Source organism: Dickeya undicola, from assembly GCF_000784735.1.
In the GTDB taxonomy this organism is placed as follows: Bacteria; Pseudomonadota; Gammaproteobacteria; order Enterobacterales; family Enterobacteriaceae; genus Dickeya; species Dickeya undicola.
Window position 1 is genome coordinate 188,479 of the sequence record NZ_JSYG01000004.1, and the last position, 20,454, is coordinate 208,932.

The 20,454-nt window shown below is 47.9% G+C and carries 19 protein-coding genes, 1 tRNA gene and 1 pseudogene; 10 read left to right on the forward strand and 11 right to left on the reverse strand.

From position 1 onward, the window contains the following. Nucleotides 1-497 precede the first annotated feature (497 nt). The 7 genes from OB87_RS01740 to flhD all read right to left on the reverse strand — a co-directional run bounded on the left by OB87_RS01740 (nucleotide 498) and on the right by flhD (nucleotide 7,986). Nucleotides 498-2,201 (reverse strand): methyl-accepting chemotaxis protein, encoded by a 1,704-nt coding sequence (locus OB87_RS01740; protein ID WP_033567713.1) that lies wholly within the window; start codon nucleotides 2,199-2,201, stop codon nucleotides 498-500. Nucleotides 2,202-2,319: 118 nt separating this feature from the next. Then, a complete protein-coding gene (gene cheW / locus OB87_RS01745) occupies nucleotides 2,320-2,817 on the reverse strand; it encodes a chemotaxis protein CheW (protein WP_013318523.1) in 498 nt (165 codons plus the stop codon). A 35-nt stretch (nucleotides 2,818-2,852) separates the two neighbouring features. Further along, nucleotides 2,853-4,883 (reverse strand): chemotaxis protein CheA, encoded by a 2,031-nt coding sequence (gene cheA, locus OB87_RS01750; RefSeq protein WP_200884265.1) that lies wholly within the window; start codon nucleotides 4,881-4,883, stop codon nucleotides 2,853-2,855. Between the two features lie 17 nt (nucleotides 4,884-4,900). Beyond that, nucleotides 4,901-6,037 (reverse strand): flagellar motor protein MotB, encoded by a 1,137-nt coding sequence (motB, locus tag OB87_RS01755; RefSeq protein ID WP_033567715.1) that lies wholly within the window; start codon nucleotides 6,035-6,037, stop codon nucleotides 4,901-4,903. Further along, a complete protein-coding gene (motA, locus tag OB87_RS01760) occupies nucleotides 6,034-6,921 on the reverse strand; it encodes a flagellar motor stator protein MotA (protein ID WP_033567716.1) in 888 nt (295 codons plus the stop codon). The genes motB and motA overlap by 4 nt, the downstream gene beginning before the upstream one ends. 133 nt (nucleotides 6,922-7,054) lie before the next feature. Continuing rightward, nucleotides 7,055-7,633: a flagellar transcriptional regulator FlhC gene (flhC, locus tag OB87_RS01765; protein ID WP_033567961.1), complete on the reverse strand. Its 579-nt coding sequence runs from the start codon at nucleotides 7,631-7,633 to the stop codon at nucleotides 7,055-7,057. A gap of 2 nt (nucleotides 7,634-7,635) precedes the next feature. After that, nucleotides 7,636-7,986 (reverse strand): flagellar transcriptional regulator FlhD, encoded by a 351-nt coding sequence (flhD, locus tag OB87_RS01770; RefSeq protein WP_033567717.1) that lies wholly within the window; start codon nucleotides 7,984-7,986, stop codon nucleotides 7,636-7,638. A gap of 804 nt (nucleotides 7,987-8,790) precedes the next feature. Here flhD and OB87_RS21130 point away from each other — a divergent pair. Together OB87_RS21130 and OB87_RS01775 are read left to right on the forward strand one after the other, a co-directional pair. Then, nucleotides 8,791-8,901: pseudogene (locus tag OB87_RS21130) on the forward strand (iron-containing alcohol dehydrogenase); the annotation flags it as partial. 441 nt (nucleotides 8,902-9,342) lie between these two features. Beyond that, nucleotides 9,343-11,070: a methyl-accepting chemotaxis protein gene (locus tag OB87_RS01775; RefSeq protein ID WP_033567718.1), complete on the forward strand. Its 1,728-nt coding sequence runs from the start codon at nucleotides 9,343-9,345 to the stop codon at nucleotides 11,068-11,070. Nucleotides 11,071-11,110: 40 nt separating this feature from the next. Here OB87_RS01775 and dsrB read toward each other — a convergent pair whose 3' ends face one another. Both dsrB and OB87_RS01785 read right to left on the reverse strand, forming a co-directional pair. Next, entirely contained in the window at nucleotides 11,111-11,311 is a 201-nt protein-coding gene (gene dsrB, locus OB87_RS01780) for a protein DsrB (RefSeq protein ID WP_033567962.1), read from the reverse strand. Between the two features lie 256 nt (nucleotides 11,312-11,567). Next, the gene (locus OB87_RS01785) at nucleotides 11,568-12,053 is read right to left on the reverse strand and encodes an anti-virulence regulator CigR family protein (RefSeq protein WP_033567719.1); all 486 of its coding nucleotides are present in this window, start codon (nucleotides 12,051-12,053) and stop codon (nucleotides 11,568-11,570) included. A 418-nt stretch (nucleotides 12,054-12,471) separates the two neighbouring features. Here OB87_RS01785 and OB87_RS01790 point away from each other — a divergent pair, with 418 nt between their 5' ends. From OB87_RS01790 to OB87_RS01800, 3 genes are all read left to right on the forward strand, one after another. After that, nucleotides 12,472-13,908, forward strand: coding sequence for an EmmdR/YeeO family multidrug/toxin efflux MATE transporter (locus OB87_RS01790; RefSeq protein ID WP_033567720.1), 1,437 nt, complete (start codon nucleotides 12,472-12,474; stop codon nucleotides 13,906-13,908). A 237-nt stretch (nucleotides 13,909-14,145) separates the two neighbouring features. Further along, nucleotides 14,146-14,523, forward strand: coding sequence for a cytochrome b562 (locus OB87_RS01795; protein WP_033567721.1), 378 nt, complete (start codon nucleotides 14,146-14,148; stop codon nucleotides 14,521-14,523). 396 nt (nucleotides 14,524-14,919) lie between these two features. Next, nucleotides 14,920-16,200 (forward strand): cellulase family glycosylhydrolase, encoded by a 1,281-nt coding sequence (locus OB87_RS01800; RefSeq protein ID WP_033567722.1) that lies wholly within the window; start codon nucleotides 14,920-14,922, stop codon nucleotides 16,198-16,200. A gap of 67 nt (nucleotides 16,201-16,267) precedes the next feature. Here the strand turns inward: OB87_RS01800 and pelL are convergent, their stop codons facing one another. After that, nucleotides 16,268-17,545, reverse strand: a complete 1,278-nt coding sequence (pelL, locus tag OB87_RS01805) for a pectate lyase PelL (RefSeq protein ID WP_033567723.1) — start codon at nucleotides 17,543-17,545, stop codon at nucleotides 16,268-16,270. 690 nt (nucleotides 17,546-18,235) lie between these two features. Here pelL and OB87_RS01810 point away from each other — a divergent pair. The 5 genes from OB87_RS01810 (at nucleotide 18,236) to OB87_RS01825 (ending at nucleotide 20,154) form a co-directional block, all read left to right on the forward strand. Further along, nucleotides 18,236-18,547, forward strand: coding sequence for a phage holin family protein (locus OB87_RS01810; RefSeq protein ID WP_033567724.1), 312 nt, complete (start codon nucleotides 18,236-18,238; stop codon nucleotides 18,545-18,547). Continuing rightward, nucleotides 18,537-19,025, forward strand: coding sequence for a glycoside hydrolase family 24 protein (locus OB87_RS01815; protein ID WP_033567725.1), 489 nt, complete (start codon nucleotides 18,537-18,539; stop codon nucleotides 19,023-19,025). Before OB87_RS01810 ends, OB87_RS01815 begins: the two co-directional genes overlap by 11 nt. Then, entirely contained in the window at nucleotides 19,022-19,462 is a 441-nt protein-coding gene (lysB, locus tag OB87_RS01820) for an Rz-like lysis system protein LysB (protein ID WP_033567726.1), read from the forward strand. Before OB87_RS01815 ends, lysB begins: the two co-directional genes overlap by 4 nt. Next, nucleotides 19,347-19,598, forward strand: a complete 252-nt coding sequence (lysC, locus tag OB87_RS20950) for an Rz1-like lysis system protein LysC (protein ID WP_235425225.1) — start codon at nucleotides 19,347-19,349, stop codon at nucleotides 19,596-19,598. The genes lysB and lysC overlap by 116 nt, the downstream gene beginning before the upstream one ends. Before the next feature lie 259 nt (nucleotides 19,599-19,857). Then, nucleotides 19,858-20,154, forward strand: coding sequence for a TM2 domain-containing protein (locus OB87_RS01825; protein ID WP_033567727.1), 297 nt, complete (start codon nucleotides 19,858-19,860; stop codon nucleotides 20,152-20,154). Between the two features lie 209 nt (nucleotides 20,155-20,363). Here OB87_RS01825 and OB87_RS01830 read toward each other — a convergent pair. Continuing rightward, nucleotides 20,364-20,450 (reverse strand) — tRNA-Leu (locus OB87_RS01830). Nucleotides 20,451-20,454: the final 4 nt, after the last annotated feature.

The window sequence follows — 20,454 nt, forward strand, 5'->3', positions numbered from 1 at the left end:
ATACTGTTCATCGTAAAGATTACGCATCGAAAATAGTGCAACCTTTATCGTCACCATACGCTCCTGAGCACTGCCGACCCACACACATCTCACTAACCGTTACGCTCAGAATGCCGTTAAAATGTACCTATACAACAGGCATTACTTATATCAATCGGCCGCATTAAACCTTTCTTTAACTAAAGAAGCGTCATAACGGTAACAAAAATTAAAACTGCAACCCTCGTCTCAAAACCACAGCAGTATCAGTACCGCCTGCATAACATTAAGGCACAGAATCCCTTAAAAATATCTTAAGTAAACATCATCCAATATAGCGTCTCCCGGCCATTTTTGGGTTCTGTGATACAGTTTTCATCAGTGATAAAAAAGAAAGCCGAAAAAACAACCAAATGAAAATTTATACTCAGCATTACTATTACTGCTCAGGATAAATTTCTATCATTAATTGCTCATTTACCAGATGGGCCGATAACTCAGCCCATCCAGCGCCTCAATTAAAAAGTTTCCCAGTTATCGGTGGTTTTACTGGCTCGGGCTTTTTTCTCTTTCTCTGCAGAAGCAGGTGTCGCCAGGAGAGCCGGTTTGGAAGCCGGGCTCCGCTGAGTAATCGTCGCGGGGCGTCCCGTCGCCATCGAATCGTCGGACAACCGGAATACAGCTACCGCCTGATTCAGTACCCGAACCTGCTCTTCCAGCGCATTAGCAGCAGAAGCCGACTCTTCCACCAGCGAGGCGTTCTGCTGGGTAACACGGTCCATTTCGGTCACAGCCAGACCGACCTGATCGATACCGCGGCTTTGCTCTTCGGACGCAGAAGCGATTTCGCCCATGATGTCGGTCACACGTGTCACAGCACCCACGATCTCGCCCATGGTTTCTCCTGCACTTTCAACCAGTGCAGAACCTTCCCCAACCCTGTTTACCGAATCCTCAATCAGCGATTTGATCTCTTTTGCTGCCTGAGCACTGCGTTGGGCCAGATTACGAACCTCTCCTGCCACCACAGCAAAACCTCTACCCTGCTCTCCAGCTCTGGCAGCTTCGACAGCCGCATTCAGCGCCAGGATATTGGTCTGAAACGCGATACCGTCGATTACGCTAGTGATATCGGCAATTTTCTGCGAACTGCCAGCAATGTTATGCATGGTTTTCACCACGTTATCGACAACCTTGCCGCCTTTCTGTGCGGTTTCAGAGGCACTCAATGCCAGTTGGCTTGCCTGCCGCGCATTCTCAGCGTTCTGCTTCACGGTGGATGTTAACTGCTCCATACTGGCTGCGGTTTCTTCCAGTGCCGCAGCCTGCTGCTCGGTTCGTGATGACAGATCACTGTTACCTGCACTGATTTCTGCTGCACCGGTATAAATGGCTTCCGCCCCCTGCCGAACCGCGCTGACCGTCGTGAAGAACTCTGTCTGCATATGGCGCAGGCTATCGGCCAGACTCCCCATTTCATTCGTGCCATGGACATCAATCCGGGTAGTCAGGTCGCCTTTCGCCATATGCCGGATATGTTCAATAAGATTAGTTAATGGCTGAATAAGCGAACGGTTGATACCCAGCCAAACGAGCAGTGCCATCGCGACAACCAGTATCGCTACCGATATCAACAGCCATAACGCCGTTGAATATGATGCATTATTTTCTTCTACGGCATTGGCATAAACTTTGTCGTAAGAATCTTTGTAAGAATAATAGGCCTTCTCGAACTTGTCCTGAAAACTTTGAGTCGGCTGATCAAAAAACTCTTTCAATTTGCCGTTAGAAATAAAAACGATCAGATCACTTAATGCGCTATTCAATGCGGTGTAATTATCTTTCACCGCCTGGCCCACAACAGGGTCTTGCTGACTGGTATAAGGGATCTTTTCATAGTTAGCGAAGTGAGTATTGGCGATAACAAGCTGCTTCTTCGCCATTTCAATCAGCTCTTTGGCTGACACACCGCCAGAGGTCCCACCCGAGACATCCATCGCATAACGGGTTCCTGCGCGGTTCAGCGTATTACGTGTCTGCAATAAATAAGACCAGGTAGATTCCAGTTCTGATTTCTGCTGATTAATAATTCGTGTCGTCGTGAAGATATCTCTATCCGACTTCAGTGCATTAAAAAACAGCCCACCAGAAATGATTTGAAGAGCAATAAATAGTCCAAGAACGGTAATGATCCCGGTAACAACTTTTACACGATTCAGCATATTAAGCCTTAATAACAACAATCACTGATGCTTGTGCATCTCTATAACTTTTTAAATGCCAGAAAATGAGGGTATCAAATGACATGGGCCACCGAAGTGGCCCAGTATGGCTGGTTTATTAAACCTTCATGACACTATCAACCAGCGCCATTTCCTCGCTGCTGAGTAGTTTCTCAATATCAACCAAAATCAGCATACGTTCGCCCAGAGAACCCAGCCCGGTGAGGTATTCCGTCGATAAGGTCACCGCGAATTCCGGAGCCGGACGAATTTGGTCAGCGGTCAGTGATAACACATCCGACACACCATCAACCACAATACCTACTACACGCTGTCCCAGATTCAAAACAATGACGACCGTATTGTCGTCGTAGTCGACTTCCTGCTGCATGAATTTGATGCGTAAATCGACAATCGGAACGATAACACCACGAAGGTTGGTCACACCTTTAATAAAGCTCGGCGTGTTAGCAATACGCGTGACCTGATCGTAACCACGAATCTCTTGAACCTTCAAAATGTCCACGCCGTACTCTTCGTCACCCAGCGTGAAAATCAAAAATTCCTGACCTACTGTCTCGCCTGCTAATTTTGTGACATTTGCAAGTCCAGTCATGTTTTTCACCTTTAATCTATAGCTGTAATATGCTGTTAAGCTGCGGTTTCAACCACACGCTTTTCCCGATAAAGCGCTTGCAACGCAGAAACATCCACAATCAGCGCTACGCTACCATCACCCAAAATAGTTGCGGCTGAAACGCCTGGCACCTTGCGATAATTGCTTTCCAGGTTTTTCACAACGACCTGATGCTGACCAATCAACTGGTCAACCAGCAAGGCATAGCGACGGCCGGCACTCTGCAGGATCACCACAATCCCCTGAGTGGCATCCGTTTTTGCTCCGGCAACCTCGAATACCTGGTACAGCTCAACCAGTGGCAGATATTCGCCACGAACCTGCAGTACACGCTCCCCTCCGGCCAAAGGATACAAATCCTCGGACTGCGGCTGCAAAGATTCCATAACCGCGTTAAGCGGCAGGATAAAGACTTCATTATTAACCTTGACTGACATCCCATCCAGGATGGCCAGTGTCAACGGTAGAAGAATACGGATAGTCGTTCCCTTTCCTTTCACGAAATGAATTTCAACATGCCCACCCATCTCCTGAATGTTCCGTTTCACCACATCCATGCCGACACCGCGCCCTGACACATCGGTCACTTTTTCAGCCGTGGAAAAACCGGGAGCAAAAATCAGCATACCGACTTCTTCGTCAGTCATACTATCGCTCACCGCCATTCCCTGTGACAGGGCTTTGGCCAGGATACGCTCACGGTTTAGACCCGCACCGTCGTCGATCACCTCGATGCAGATGTTGCCACCCTGGTGTTCCGCAGACAGTGTCAAATTCCCTACAGCCGATTTACCGGCTTCGAGACGCTTTTCCGGTGACTCAATACCATGGTCGAGACTGTTACGCACAAGGTGAGTCAGAGGGTCGATGATGCGCTCAATCAGGCTCTTATCCAGTTCTGTTGAACTTCCCAACTGAGTCAGTTCAACTTCTTTACCCAGCTTGGCAGCCAAGTCGCGAACCAGACGTGGAAAACGGCTAAAGACATATTCCATCGGCATCATACGGATGGACATTACGGACTCTTGCAGGTCACGCGCATTTCTTTCCAACTGCCCCATACTATTAAGCAGGTCACCATGTGCGACCGGGTCCAACGCACTGGAACGCTGAGCCAGCATGGACTGAGTAATCACCAGTTCACCGACCAGGTTAATGAGCTGGTCAACTTTTTCTACCGCCACACGAATGCTGGTATCACCAGTTTTTTGTCTGCCCTTGGCTGCGTCATTGCCGCCTGCAGGCTTAGCTGCCGGCGCTGCCGCTACTGGTGCAACCGACTGAACGGGTGCAGTAGGCTCTGGTTCTGCCGGCTCGGCCACCTCAGCCACTGACGGAGCAGCATCAGCAGGCATCGCCTCAGCAGCCGCTTTGAAGCTGATTTGGTCTGGTTCCAACACAAAACACAGTACCGCACTAATATCGTCTTCACTAGCTGACGTATCCAGCGTTAACTCGACACTGTTGCTAGTCTGCGCCGTATCTTTCACCGTACCAAGATTACCCAGTTCTTCAAGCAACTGAGGGATATCTGACTCTTTAAGATTAGTAAGGGCAATACGCAATCCCGAATGACCGCCGACGGAAGTCGGTGCAGGGGACGCGGAAACCGGTTGTACAGCCTCGACTACCTTGGCAGAGGCGGCTCCGGCAGCACCCTCATCTTTGGACTCCAGAGCAAGCTGGCGCAAAGCCTGACAGATATACTCAAAGCTTTCAGCGTTGGGCTCTTGTGTGGTTTTGTAAGCATCCAACTGATCCTGCATGATATCTTTGGTTTCCAAAAACAGGTTGATAATATCAGTGCTCAATCGCATTTCACCGCGTCTGGCACCATCCAACAGGTTTTCTAGTATATGAGTGGTTTCCTGTAATACCGTGAAACCGAATGTTCCCGCGCCCCCTTTAATCGAGTGAGCAGCGCGAAAGATGGCATTCATTTGTTCCGTATCAGGCGCTAACGGATCAAGTTGCAATAAATGCTGCTCCATGTCCGCCAACAATTCATCTGCTTCATCAAAAAATGTTTGATAAAAAGCACTCATGTCCATGCTCACGTGGGTCACCTCTGCTGTGAATCGCGGCTTGTTGAAGAAGGTGTCGCCTGGCTATCAGGTGCTGCTGGCAAGGCTGTAGTAGGCTGCCGACGTCCTGTCGTCGACGCGCCATTCGCTCCGGATGTCGGCACCGTCGTTGCCGGTGCCTGAGCAGGCGCAGGAGCCACAGTTGAGCCAGATGCAGGCGTCCCATTATTTTCGGGTTGTGGTGTAACCGTACTGCTACCGTTGTCCGCAGGCGCGGCAGCAGGCTTGGTCTTATCCATCCCCATGTTCTGTAAATTCTCTATTTTATCAATGTTTACTGCACTGCTTTCAGCATTTTCACGCTCGATGTTTTCCTGCGCCTGCTTATTCAGGACAACCAGACTGATTCGCCGGTTGATGGCATCACTGCCCCCTTTAGCCTGCTTTAAATTCATCGTGTCAGCCATGCCAACTACGCGTAAAACCTTACCCTCAGCCAATCCACCGATAATCAGTTCGCGCCGGGAAGCATTAGCACGGTCGGCCGACAATTCCCAGTTGCTATAACCGCGCTCACCCATTGCATACTGTGCATCATCAGTATGGCCCGATAAACTGATTTTATTGGGAATATCATTCAAAATAGGCGCGATGGCTCGCAAAATATCGCTCATGTACGGCTCAACCTGGGCACTACCAGTTTTAAACATTGGACGATTGTTGCTGTCAATAATCTGAATACGTAGGCCTTCATCCACCATTTCAATCAGCAGGTGCGGGCGTAGTGCTTTAAGGCGGGGATCAGCCTCAATCAACTGATCGAGCCGCTCCCGCAGTTTATTCAGTTTAATTTCCTCAAGACGGCCATCCATCGTGTCAATTTGCCGTTTCACATCACCCTCTTGCTGAGTCGGGTCCGAACCACCGCCAGGAATAGGGTTGGAGGCATCACTCATCTTTGGACCAGACGTGATAGCAATCTTTAATGGTGTACGAAAGTATTCAGCAATCTGGGCCAACTGGGAGGGTGAGGAAATAGCAATCAGCCACATGACCAGGAAGAGAGCCATCATAGCGGTCATGAAGTCGGCATAAGCAATCTTCCATGAACCACCATGATGAGCGGCATGTCCCGATTTACGTTTTTTGCGAATTATGGGGTGCTGGTGTTTCATGAGTCATTTTCCGATGCCTGCTGCGCCGGTGCCTTCACATTACGAATATGCTCTTCCATTTCAGTAAATGAAGGACGCACTGTTGAGTAAAGCGTTTTACGACCGAATTCAACAGCAATTTGCGGCGCATAACCATTCAGGCTGGATAACAGTGTAACCTTGATGCACTGGAGAACCTTGATTTTCTCTGAATTCTTCTGACGTAACAGCGACGCCAATGGTGATACAAAACCATATGCCAGCAAAATCCCCAGGAACGTCCCCACCATTGCGTGGGCGATCATCATTCCCAACTCTGCAGCAGGACGATCAACAAACGCCAGTGAATGCACCACCCCCATGACTGCTGCCACGATACCGAATGCGGGCAACCCATCCCCCATCAGGTTCAGACTGGTGGCAGGCACTTCAACTTCATGCTCGACAGTTTCGATCTCTTCATCCATCAGCGTTTCAATTTCAAACGCATTCATGTTGCCGCTAACCATCAGTCGTAGATAGTCCGTGACAAATTCTACGATATAGTCATCAGAAAGGATGCGGGGATAATTAGAGAAGATCTCACTCTCTTTTGGGTTGTCGATATCAAACTCCAGCGAGAGCATCCCCTGTTGACGGGACTTAGCCATCAGCCGAAATAATACCGCCATCAGATCCATATATACGGCTTTGGTGTATTTCGAACCTTTCAACAGCGTGGGAAGCGCTTTCAGCGTCGCCTTAATCGCTTTGCCGTTGTTACCAACAATAAACGCACCAGCAGCCGCGCCACCAATAATCAACAGCTCTGAAGGCTGATACAACGCCCCCAACTCGCCACCCACGATAAGATAACCGCCAAGTATGGAGCCTATAGTGACAAGATAACCCAATATAACCAGCACAAGAATTCCTTATAGATAGTAAAAGGGTGGCGGAGAGAGTTATAAATGCAGTCTTACCAACGACTTATTTGGAGGGAATACTGCCATCGGGCAATGAACGCGCGATGACAGAACCACAAAATCGCCATCAGGCTCAGACTGCATGTTTAACCTGTTCGTCCAGCAGTTGAGGTATCATATCGGCAACATTCGGCGAAAGTTTACGTCTTTTTACTGCTCTGGAGGGTGGCTGGCATAAACTGCAGACAAAACTATTCTTGGGCTGATGCGCATGGGTAATAAACATACCCTTGCAGCAATTACAAGCGGACAGTTGCAACATGCCGCTATCCACAAAACGAACCAATGTCCAGGCGCGGGTCAACGCCAACAAAGGCACATCGCTTTGAGGAGCACATTGTTCGAGGTAAAGACGATAAGCTTTGATTACGGCCTCGACACCGGTGCATTGTCCGTTTTTGAGCAAAAACAGATAGGCATTATAGAACATGGAAGAATGAATATTCTGTTCCCATGTCATGAACCAGTCGGTAGAAAACGGCAGCATCCCTTTGGGCGGAGGGCTACCTCGCAATTCTTTATACAGCTTGATCAAACGACCACGACTTAATTGTGTCTCGCTTTCCAACATTTGCAGGCGTGCACCCAGTGAAATGAGCTCCATCGCCAGTTGGATATCCTTAGCTTCCTGAACAATACTTTTCTCCGCCATCATTATGCCCTTTTCTTAGGCAAGCCTTCTTCTTTTGAAGACAGCTCTTGTAATAAATGACTCGACAACAAAATACCGGTATGAATCTGTTGCAGATCATCAACCCGGGATTCTTGTGTTAATAACTTAATCGTATTGTGATCACTGAAGCGGAAATGACATATTAGCTGGTTGGTTTCAGCGAGCTTTACCATTTGCGGCAAAGTCAGCTGCATCAATGTCTCAGCCATTTCTTCATTGATACCTAACCGGAACATCGCTGATGCTTTTTCGTCGTTTATTAATCGCTGAGCCAGTAACAAATAAGACAAATTGATGTCATATATGTGCTTGAGCAATTCAGAGGTACCCATATTCCCATCCCGACAGACTATGTTTCAAACATAAGTTAGGTGATAGACTGCTCACCCGCTAAACAATCACTCTCCATAGGTGGCATGAAAACTATCGGTGCCAGACAATTCTACTACTTTATAATCTTCTAATATGACGAAAAATACAGCATCAACATTGATGCGTCTGAGGCTCCATCTCTTCATAACTCCAGGCTCATCCTTTCTCTGTATTGCGTCCAACATAGAACGTAGGATTAATCCTAATCCTCCGCCACTGTACCGCCTTCGACCTGACTCATACAACGCAGGCATATCAGCATTTTGATAATTATGTGACCTCTATCACAAAAATGAAAGAGGCAAAACATAATATTTCACTGATTTTTGCCCTGCTGTGAAATTTTCCTGAACACAATATGATCACAACAGGAGAAAAAAACTCCTCACCGTAGAATTTCGCCCGACAAGATAAATCCAATCAATTGATTTTAAAAGTAAAAAACTGGCACATCTACTTATCAGATTAAACCCCGCGTCTACAACCACTTTGATTTACATTAATATTTTTAATTTTATCACATTAGTTACTATTTCATTAGTGTAATGAATATCCGTATAGCAATACACTGGCGCTATTTTCATGCTGGACGGTGAGTATTTCAACCCAGCAAGGACCCTGATTGGACCAGGTAAACTGACTGGGATTGTCAAATACGTTCCGGAAAATGCCTGCATACTAATAACTTATGGTGTAAATAACGCCATGAAATACGCTCGCTGGATAAAATTTGACGGATATTACTTCATTATACCTGCTTCAAATTCGACGGTATTGAACCTAACCCACAATATGAGACGTTGATACGAGCAGTCGACGCTGTGAAAGCGAATAAGATTGATTCATTATTAGCGATAGGTGGTGGTTTGATCATACCCACGTACTGTGGACACAGCCCTAAGCGAGGTTCTGGTTTTCAAATTATTCCGGACTGATACCGCCACAGGCACTAAGCAGGGGTCCTACGTCAGCGTGATTAAACCCCGGCCTTGCTACTCAGACACAGTAAGCCAATGCGCCATGTCCATATGCCATTTCCAGGTACACGCCTTCCCGTTTTTAGACATCCATCACGCGGACTAATTGCCTAATAATTGAAATATATAAATAACAGGATTTGATATGCCTCTGCCGCCAGATTCGTGATCGACATCGCATTGAAATTCATGAATGTTTCACATTATATGCCGATGTTAGATTATGTTGGTATTTGAGTACGGATCGCCACACAGCTGTTTCCAGAAACCAAAAAACGCCCAAACTACACCTGCGCGTAGTACGGTTGATGTACATATATTTTTCCTGAAAATGAGCGAATGGATATGAAAATGATGTCAAAGTCTGAACAACAGGGTAAAACCGGCATATTGGGTAATCTTGGACTGGTGCCGTTATTTGTCATCATTCTGGGCGGGATCATGCTGTTATTCGCCCTGGCCATCGGCACCGCCAGTTACTTTTTAGTGCGCGCCAATCAGAGCCTGGATTACGTTACTCAGGAAATTGACGTCCGCCTCGGGCTGTCAAACAGTTCCAACCATCTCAGAACCGCTCGCCTGCTCATTATCCAGGCTGGTGCCGCGGTTCGCGTCGGTGACACGGAGGTATTCAATAACAACCTGAAGCAGGCGGAACAGCGTATTGCCTCCTCAAAAGACGCCTTCAAAGTGTATGAGAACCGTGCTGTCAAAACCGACACGGACCTGGCATTGGAACCAGAACTGAACAAGGCCTACAACGACTACGTTGAAAAAGGCATCATGCCGATGCTTAAAGCGGCGAAAGATGGTTACTTCGAAGAAATACTGACGCACGAATCGGAAGAGGTTCGTGTGCTGGACGAAGCCTACAATAAGCCATTACTGAAAGCGATTGCCTTCCGTACCGAACGAGCCAAAGCGCTTAATAGCAACGCACAGTATCAGGCCATGATGGGTTACACGTTGATGGCTGTCAGCTTCGCGATTGCCATCGCCATGACCCTGCTGACCTTCCTGTTCTTACGCGGTACGCTGATTAAGCCGATGAACCGTCTGGTACAGCGTATTCAACGTATTGCTCAGGGCGATCTGACCCAGCCTAACGAAACCTATGGCAAAAATGAAATCGGTATTCTGAGCCAGAACATCCAGCAGATGCAGGCATCGTTGGTACATACGGTTTCCACCGTGCGCGACAGTGCAGACTCCATTTATCAGGGAACCACTGAGATCTCGGCTGGTAATAGCGACCTCTCTTCCCGCACCGAACAACAAGCGGCAGCGATTGAAGAAACCGCCGCCAGCATGGAACAGTTGACTGCAACCGTAAAACAGAACTCCGACAACGCGCACCATGCCAGCCAGCTTGCGTCTAACGCTTCAGGCAAGGCGAAACAAGGGGGCGAAATCGTCGAGAATGTGGTTAACACCATGAACAGTATTTCCGGCAGCTCACGGAAAATTTCTGAAATCACCAACGTGATCAACAGTATCGCCTTCCAGACCAACATCCTGGCATTGAACGCCGCAGTAGAAGCGGCCCGTGCGGGCGAGCAAGGGCGTGGATTCGCAGTGGTGGCAGGAGAAGTACGCAGCCTGGCACAACGCAGTGCTCAAGCGGCCAAGGAAATTGAAGGCCTGATCTCCGAATCCGTGTCTCTGGTTCATAGTGGCTCAGAACTGGTAGACAAAGCAGGGCAGACCATGCATGAAATCGTTCAGGCCGTAAGCAGCGTGACCGATATTATGAATGAAATCGCCTCTGCCTCGGATGAACAGAGCCGTGGTATCACTCAGGTTGGGCAGGCGATTTCCGAAATGGATAGCGTCACACAGCAAAACGCCGCACTGGTGCAACAGGCTTCTGCTGCTGCCTCATCGCTCGAAGAACAGGCGATGGTGCTGACCCGTGCGGTATCCGCCTTCAAACTTATCGGCCATCATCAGGATAAAGGGTACACACCGGCTCCTCTTGCGCCAAAACCGCAATTGGCTACATCAACTGCGGCGCTGAGTTCTTCTTCCAGCACTAAATCGGGCAGTGATAACTGGGAAACCTTCTGATGTGGGCAGGCCGATACGGTTAACAACGGTATCGGCCTGTTTATTTTTCCGCTGATTGACGCCGTTCGACAAAGACGCCTTCTGGGCTGTTAAGCTCGTTGAAGAACCAGATCCCCTCGGGGTACTCCTCCAATGCAATTAGGTACATGGTTCCCTCTTGAAACGGTTCCACCGCCAGAATGACTCCTTCTCTGCGCACCTCGCCATCGGTCTTTACTGTCACCATATCATTTACGTTCAATCGTTCACCTCTTCTTCTTTTCATCCCGACGCTGCCGTACAGCCCGGACGAAACCACTTATGCCAATCTACCGACGGTATTGTCAAACTCCAACTGCCGGGCCGCCGGGTTCCTCCTCAACCGGGACAAACCCACGTTTCCTCAGAATAACAGCATAGAAGCAGCACATAAGGTCGATACCCCAGGCACAGAGGACGAGGTGACTGAACATCTTTTTCTTTATTGCGACTCCACGTTCATGCTTCAGACACAACCATCAGTCAAACACACCGTTGATAATGGTGGTCACGACCGCCGTGCTGATCGCAATTAATACCAGATCCTTACCGACAATTCGCCACTCATACCCAGGATAAGACGGCAACCCCCGCAGCATTTCAGGCGGTACGGCACGGCGAGCAATCCCCGGCGGCAGAGGTTTCCCTCTGGCCAGATTCTTCGCAACGCCAGGAGGAAGCCCGCGATAACCGGTAAAGCCATGATCGACGGCAAGACGCCGCGCATCATTATATGAATATGAGAAACGATTATGATCCGGCGATCGCCCGCCATCATCAGGCATGGATGACCGCGCAGTGCCTGGGTGCCCTTCCTGATGACGAGGATTATCACGTTGCCATTGATAATCGGCTCCACCATTGCCCTGCCCCTTCCCTCCAGGCTCAGCCAATACTGGAACAGAAGTCAAAACCACAGAGGTAGCCAGCACTATTGCCAGCACTGAAAAAGAGGATGTAGACATAATGCGACCTTATTATGAATGGAAACCATAAGGAATATATATAGCGCGAATATCAGGACAAATAGGGAATTTCTCAGTTTTTGTCTATCGGCGTACATGGCACATCAGCGCTGCATTCATGTCACTGGCAGATGAATATATCGCCGCATACTTTTAAAACACCGTTTCATCTGAATTGCTGTTTTTCTGATATCATCGCCTCCACCTTGCTCTACATGCTTTTATAATCACCACGGTGAATAGTTTTATGAACATGTAATTCAGCCGCTGTGTTCAGGTATAACACAACGCCAGTCTGACCTCAGTTTGCGTTTGTTGGTTACGGCACTCTGGTTTAGATAAAGAATATGCTCAGTTCGTAATAAAAAAGGTTTGTGACACTTGTCCTCCTTCAGTCTGTGATACGAAGATAGATAACATGATTTTGAATACAGCCAAGCAGCTGTTGAATACTCTGAGAAACACCTCCTGGTACAAGAAACGTCATTCCAACCGAGTTTTGTTCTGGCGTGAAATTACACCATTAGCGGTTCCCATCTTTATCGAAGGGCTGTGTGTGGTGTTGATGGGAATATTCAGCACTTTTCTGGTTAGCTGGCTGGGCAAAGAGGCCATGGCCGCCGTGGGATTGGCGGACAGTTTTAACATGCTGATTATTGCGTTTTTCACCGCAGTCGCGCTCGGGACTGCCGTTGTGGTGGCGTTTAGTCTGGGTCAGCGTAATCGTAAACAGGCCCGGCAAGCCGCACGGCAATCGATCTCATTATTGGTGCTGATCTCCCTACTACTGGTGGTGCTGGTGGAGTTTGCTGGTCAAGTCATCATCGACCTGATTGCCTATAATGCCGAACCGGCCGTGAAATCTCTGGCGCTGACATTCCTGCGCCTTACCGTATGGGGTTACCCGGCGTTGGCTATCACGCTGGTCGGCTGTGGCGCATTGCGCGGTGCTGGTAACACCCGTTTGCCAATGATCATCAATATCGGGATGAATATCCTGAACATTCTGCTCAGCGGCGTATTGATTTATGGCGTGGCTTCATGGCAAGGCGTGGGGTTCATTGGCGCAGGGCTGGGGATCACGCTCTCGCGTTATCTGGGCGCGTTATGTGTCGTGCTCGCGCTGACCAAAGGCTTCAACAGTGCGCTGCGCATCCCGTTTCAGAGCTATTTCGCACCATTCACCACCACCATTCTCTATGAGGTGCTCAGCATCGGCATTCCGGCCAGCATTGAATCGGTCATGTTTAATGTGGGGAAATTGATCACCCAGCGATTTGTCGCTGGCATGGGAACCGAGGTCATTGCAGGCAACTTTATTGCCTTTTCAATTGTCGCACTGATTAACCTGCCAGGTAACGCACTGGGTTCAACCTCGACCATCATTGTCGGATCACGCCTGGGTAAAGGGCAGCGTATGCAACCGGAACGGCAGTTGAAGTATATTTTCTGGCTTTCTAATGTTGGTTTATGTGCATTGGCATTGCTCTCTGTACCGACGGCTGGATTGATGGCCTCAATGTATACCAACGAACCCGATGTGATTACCGTGGTTAAGCAGTTGATCTGGCTTAATGCGTTGTTCATGCCCGCGTGGGCGGCTTCCTGGGTGCTACCCGCCGGCCTGAAAGGAGCTAAAGATGCCAGCTATACTATGTGGGTTGCGCTGGCAGGTATGTGGGGTTGCCGGGTGGTCGCCGGTTATATTCTGGGCATTATGCTAGGATTTGGGGTAATCGGCGTCTGGATGGGAATGTTTTTTGACTGGATCGTCCGTGGTGCACTGTTTTATCACCGTATGGTCAGCGGCAAATGGTTGTGGCGCTACAAACCGACGGTTAATCAAAACAGGTAAGAAAATCAGCATTCTCAAAACATATTTAGGAGCGCGCCGTTCACTGTTTCCATAAGAACAGAATCATCACGGTGGCTAATCATTTAATCCGAAGTGCGTCTCAATTCCCTTTATTTTTAATAATTATCATTATCCTGCAATATAAAATCCATTTGACCATACATATTGGGTCGTGAATACTGCCGAAAACTAATAAAGAGAGATACCTGCCATCTGGCTAACTAACAGGAGTGAGCAATGAAAAAAACTATTATGGCTATCGGCCTGGCAATCGCGGCATCTACGGTAGCCCTGCCATTGACGAGTCAGGCTGCCGTCAAAGACGAAATGGGTGCAATGGCAAAGAGCTACAAGAGTGCTTCCAGTGCCAATGATGCCGCTACGCTAAAAGCAGACTTGTTGAACCTGAAAGCCCATGCGACCAAGGCCAAAGCAGACCCGGAGTTTAACAAAGGCCCGAACAGCGCCGTGTTTAACGAAGGCCTGGATAAACTGCTCAAACAAATCGACGCAGCTATCGCCCTGGTTGATGCAGGCAAACTGCAAGAAGCCAAAACCGCCACCGATGAATTGAAGAAAACCCGCGCCGAGTACCACAAAAAACTGGGCGTATAATTCACCCGCACCGCAGCAGTTGGCTCCTTATCTCTGCTGCGGCCTTCCTTCTTTCCTATCCGGCATTAATAAAACCGCATAACGACGTCTTTTCATCGCTTTATATCGTCAGATTATTCCTCATCGTGAGCATATTAGGAAACCACAGGCACCATCAAAAAAATACAACTGCGCATTTTCATGATGACTAACATCATCGGCAAAGATTGTATTGAAAATTCCGAGAATGAGCCGGGCATCTGGATCTACTGTAGAAAATCCACTATAACCTAGTGAGTTTCATCATATGCGGTATTGGTATATTGATGAACGCACCGACTGAATAGAATAAAACCAACCACATATTCTATTTACAGTTAACACTGACACAGTGTCATATGAAATGGAGATTCATTTATGCCTCTCTCTTATTTGGATAGCAATACATCCATCAATAGCAAAAAAGATACCCCCCGTAAAAAATTGTTTATATCTTTCGCCTGTTTAGGATTCGGTCTTGCCTGCCTTTCCAGTAATGTCTGGGCAAGTGTTGAACCATTATCCGTCAACGGCAATAAAATCTATGCAGGTGAAAAAGCCAAGAGCTTTGCTGGCAACAGCTTGTTCTGGAGTAATAATGGCTGGGGTGGTGAGAAGTTCTACACGGCAGATACCGTTGCTTCGCTGAAAAAAGACTGGAAATCCAGCATTGTTCGGGCGGCGATGGGTGTTCAGGACAGCGGTGGTTATCTTCAGGACCCCGCTGGCAACAAAGCCAAAGTAGAAAAAGTCGTGGATGCTGCCATTGCCAACGATATGTATGTCATTATTGACTGGCACTCGCATTCTGCAGAAAACAATCGCAGTGAAGCCATTAGCTTCTTCCAGGAAATGGCACGAAAATATGGTAACAAGCCGAATGTTATTTATGAAATTTATAACGAGCCGCTACAGGTATCATGGAGTAACACCATTAAGCCTTATGCCGAAGCAGTTATTTCCGCCATTCGTGCCATTGACCCAGACAACCTCATTATTGTCGGGACACCCAGTTGGTCGCAAAACGTTGATGAAGCCTCACGAGATCCGATCAACGGCAAGAACATCGCCTATACGCTACATTTCTACGCCGGAACTCATGGGGCATCATTACGTGATAAAGCACGTCAGGCATTAAATAACGGTATTGCACTTTTTGTCACTGAGTGGGGTGCAGTTAACGCTGATGGTAATGGTGGTGTGAATCAGACAGAAACTGATGCCTGGGTAACGTTTATGCGAGATAACAATATCAGCAACGCAAACTGGGCGTTAAATGATAAAAACGAGGGGGCCTCAACCTATTATCCGGACTCTACAAACCTGACTGAATCTGGGAAAAAAGTAAAATCGATCATTCAAAGCTGGCCATATAAAGTGAGCAATGCCGCCAGCGAAACAACCGAACCATCAACGGATACCACTACAACGCCTGTAGTTGATGAACCTACGACTACCGATACTCCGGCGACTGCCGATTGTACCAATGTCAACGTTTACCCCAACTGGGTTAGTAAAGACTGGGCAGGCGGGCAGCCCAACCATAATGAAGCGGGCCAATCAATTATCTATAAAGGCAACCTTTACACCGCAAACTGGTACACCTCATCCGTTCCGGGTAGCGATGCATCCTGGGCGCAGGTTGGTAGCTGTAACTGATTGATTAAATTTTTTCACCCCAGAAACAGGGCTGCATGATTGCAGCCCTGATATCAACACCCACTACTTAATTGCGTTCAAATGCGCCCAAATCCGGTGCGCTACCTGAATAGCTGATACCGCTCTCTTTTGTACCCGCATTAATCAGCTTTGAGTTAGCCGACAAACGGAATAATGACGTTTCCGGCAGCGTACCGTCATTATCACGAGATACGGTCGCAAGAGACGTGTCCAGGCTGACGAAATCGGAAGCAGAAGCCGCCGGTCCCGTATCCCATGAATTAGCCTTCGCATCCGCATTACTGACCGTTACAGAAGCAGACAGTGACACGTTATTACGGAAGTAATGTTTCTGACCTGACTGTACTTTGCTCCCAAAACCATAATTAATACCGTTTTTATATGACGTGTTATTTATCACAGTAACACCGCCAGCATTATTATTCTGGTCAAAACCTTTGCTCACATTACCAAACGCGACAGAACGGGTAATACGATGATTACCAACCGCCTGATTCCCCCCCAGCTTAAACCCGTTGCCATTACCAGCGAACGCGCTGTCATTCCAATAATTAACACCATTACGGAAGGCCCAACTATCTTCGATCACCACTTTCTGTGGGCTGTCAAATAAGTCGAATCCATCATCCGAGTTTTCCCAAGCCCGGCAACCGACGAAACGGTTACCCGGTCCTTGCTTTTGTTTCGGCCCAAAACCATCGGCCATACTACCGTTCTTCTTAGGATCATAGTTACGGTAAGCATCTGAATTAATGACCGTGTTATATGAGCCACCGTTATTGATTTCAAGTCCGGTATTACGGTTATGATGGAATGCTGTATTCTCAAAAGTATTATGGCTACCAATAACATAAGCCCCTTGATATCCGGCTCGGGTTACCTCTACACCTTTGAAATACCAGTAATCGCCAGTCACATAAAACCCGTAAGACGCCTGTACCCATTGGCTGTCCGGGAATGAGAAGTCAAATACAGCCCGACCACAATTAGCGGCGGCCACATAAATCGGCGAACCCTCTTTTCCGGATTTATTGAATGTAATCGTATTCCCTTTCCCCTGTGTATAGGGAATAGTATAGGTTCCTGGTTTCAGCAGAATCAATTCGCCGGGGTTAACCGCTGCCATGGCAGCAGAAAAATTCATTGGCGAATTAAAGCTATTGCCGTTATTACTGCTATTACCATTCGGTGCAACATAATAAATACGCTTAGTGCTAATCCCACTGGTAAGATCAGAACTACAATCTGCTGCCAGAACTGATGTGCTATTTACCAGAAAGAATGCCGCTAACCCGGTACTGATAAAACAATTTAAATATTTCATCCTTTGCCTCATGATGTTGTAAAAATCATCCATCCATCGTCCTCAAGATGCATACATTGGCAAATGTCGTCAGGAGGGGAAAAGGCTGCGATCCACTACATCTAAAATCGATAGCCAATGAGTCAGCCTGTCACGGTGAAAATTACGTTGGAAAAGTACCATTCCTTCGGTTTTCCTTGAACAGAAGCTGTTCTGAGTACATTGCATCCTGCATATTGAGGTAGTCTAAGTATACTATGTTTACAATATATGAATACTGACTATCAAGGGAGGACCTCGATTGTTAAAGATGTATATGCCACTCACAACTCACTTCTCACGATAAAAAATCAAATAAAAAACAAAAAAAGACATTTGTCACTTGTCTAAATAAAAATAACATTATTAGTGTATTAATTCAGAATTGAGAGCACCGCTATATATGTGAATAAGATAACCATTATATTTAACAGCAAGTATACCTACACGGATGCTTTATCCTCACCGTGACCGACAACATCGACTGCGCATTCCCCTACTCGTGCATCCAGCACGTTCCTGTTTGCTGATAACTGAACCATCACCCATCGCTGCCATCACCATACGTCAACTGGTTTAATGACCTGCATATAGCGCGAGACAACGCGTGAAAACATCCTGTTATCTCCGCCGTTATTACTCTGCCTGAAAAACCAATGACTGGACTCACACATGAATGAAACAGATAAAAGCATCGTCTCTCTATTTATCATCGGCACACTCATTGCCGTCGGCAAAGTGCTGGCGAGCAGTGAGCCCATCACACTGCGGTTATTTATTGGTCGCGTGATGCTGGGAGGTTTTGTCTCAATGATGGCGGGCATCGCTCTAGTGCAGTTCCCCGACCTATCCCCCGTCGCTATCAACGGCATCGGTGCCGCACTGGGCATCGCTGGCTACCAGACGATTGAACTGCTTATTCAACGCCGTGTTCGCCAACTGGGGAAAAAAAACACACCGGAGAAACATAACGATGCTCAATAACCCGAATCTCATTGCATTTTTGGACATGTTAGCCTTTTCCGAAGGAACCGCGACACACCCGCTCACCCGTAATCGTGGCTACGATGTGATTGTGACCGGGATTGACGGCAAACCGGAGATCTTCACCGACTACCACGACCATCCATTCGCCAATGGCCGCCCAGGAAAAATCTTCAACAAACAGGGACAGCGCTCCACCGCTGCCGGACGTTATCAGCAGCTTTATCGCTATTGGCCTGCCTACAAAACACAGCTCGCACTGCCGGATTTCGGTCCCGACTCACAGGATACATTGGCCATCCAGCTGATTCGGGAACAACGCGCATTGGACGACATCACGCAAGGTCGGCTTACCAGTGCCATTACCCGGTGCAACAATATCTGGGCCTCACTACCAGGAGCAGGCTACGGTCAGCGCGAGCATAACACCGAGCGGTTGGTCGCCGTGTACCAGCAAGCGGGCGGGAAACTGGCATGAAAAGCGCCATAATCATCGCGGCCATCATGATGGCGCTTGGCGCAGGAGTGGGCGTGCAGTCCTGGCGGCTGCACAACGCCCGTCAGTTAACCGAACAGCAAGCACAGACATTGTCATTACAACAGACAGCGCTGGATGAAAAATCCAGCCAGCTGAAAACATTATCCGAACAGGCTGAACGCAACAACCTTGAACAGGCACGACTGCGTGACATGGCTGCCGAGACTCAGGCTGCACTCTCTGAACGGCAAAAAGTGGTGATGAGGTTACAACATGAAAATGAAGCGCTTAAACGCTGGGCTGATACTGATTTGCCTACTGATATTATCCGGCTGCGCCAGCACCCCGCCTTCACCGGTGGCCGTGCTTACCGTGAATGGTTGTCCCAGGCTAACGCCCTGCCGCTTCCCAGCGGCCAGTCCGCAAACCAACGGTGAACTAAACAGTTTGCTGGATGAAACTGAAGCTGCGCTGGCAAGTTGCGCCGATCAAGTAGATACCATTATTGCCTGTCAAAACCAAAGCGATACCATCACGGCAACCGTGCCCGCATTGAAAACCAGGCAAGAATAAAAGCAACGCAAACACTCGGTAATCAGATAGTGAGAAGTAGCCCGCGTCCAGCAATGGCCGCGGGTTTCAACTAATGGCCGTCGGTACAAGTTACGCGCTTAATAGCAGAGGATGCTCGTTAACTTTGTTCATCCGAACGTGTTACCAAATCCACATGAGTGCCATGACTTAGTTAAGTTTGCATTCACAATAGAATGTGTATAGGATTTTTCCGTTTTTTTAAAAAATCAAAACAAAACCAAAATTAATAGGAGTTAGTATGGCTGACATGGTTTTTTGTCGGGGGTGTGGTAAGGAAATTCACAGTACTGCGAAAGCTTGCCCGCAATGTGGAGCTACTCAAGGGATCGCTGGCACCAAGAGCCGTATTGCCGCTGCATTATTGGCCTTTTTCTTAGGAGGACTGGGTGTCCATAAGTTTTACCTGGGGAAAATTGGTCAAGGCTTCTTGTATCTTATTTTTTGCTGGACGTTTATCCCGTCATTAATCGCCTTCATTGAGTTCATCATATATCTCTGTAATTCAGACGAAGACTTTGCAAGAAAATATGGCTAAAAGAAGCATATAGAGGGAAAAACCAGCAATAGCATTGGTTTTTTCACCTTGGTTACTTTAGCCATAATTAACAGTAGCGGCTGATTGAAAGCCGCTTTTTTGTACCTGAAAAGCGCTGTCGCCACTTGCCAAATTACAGGCACAAAAAAACCGCCTCATGGCGGTCATGTTCTTTAAATTATTTTCTTATCTTACAAGGCGTTAGCACATGGTGCCCAGAGCGGGACTTGAACCCGCACAGCGCGAACGCCGAGGGATTTTAAATCCCTTGTGTCTACCGATTCCACCATCTGGGCTCAG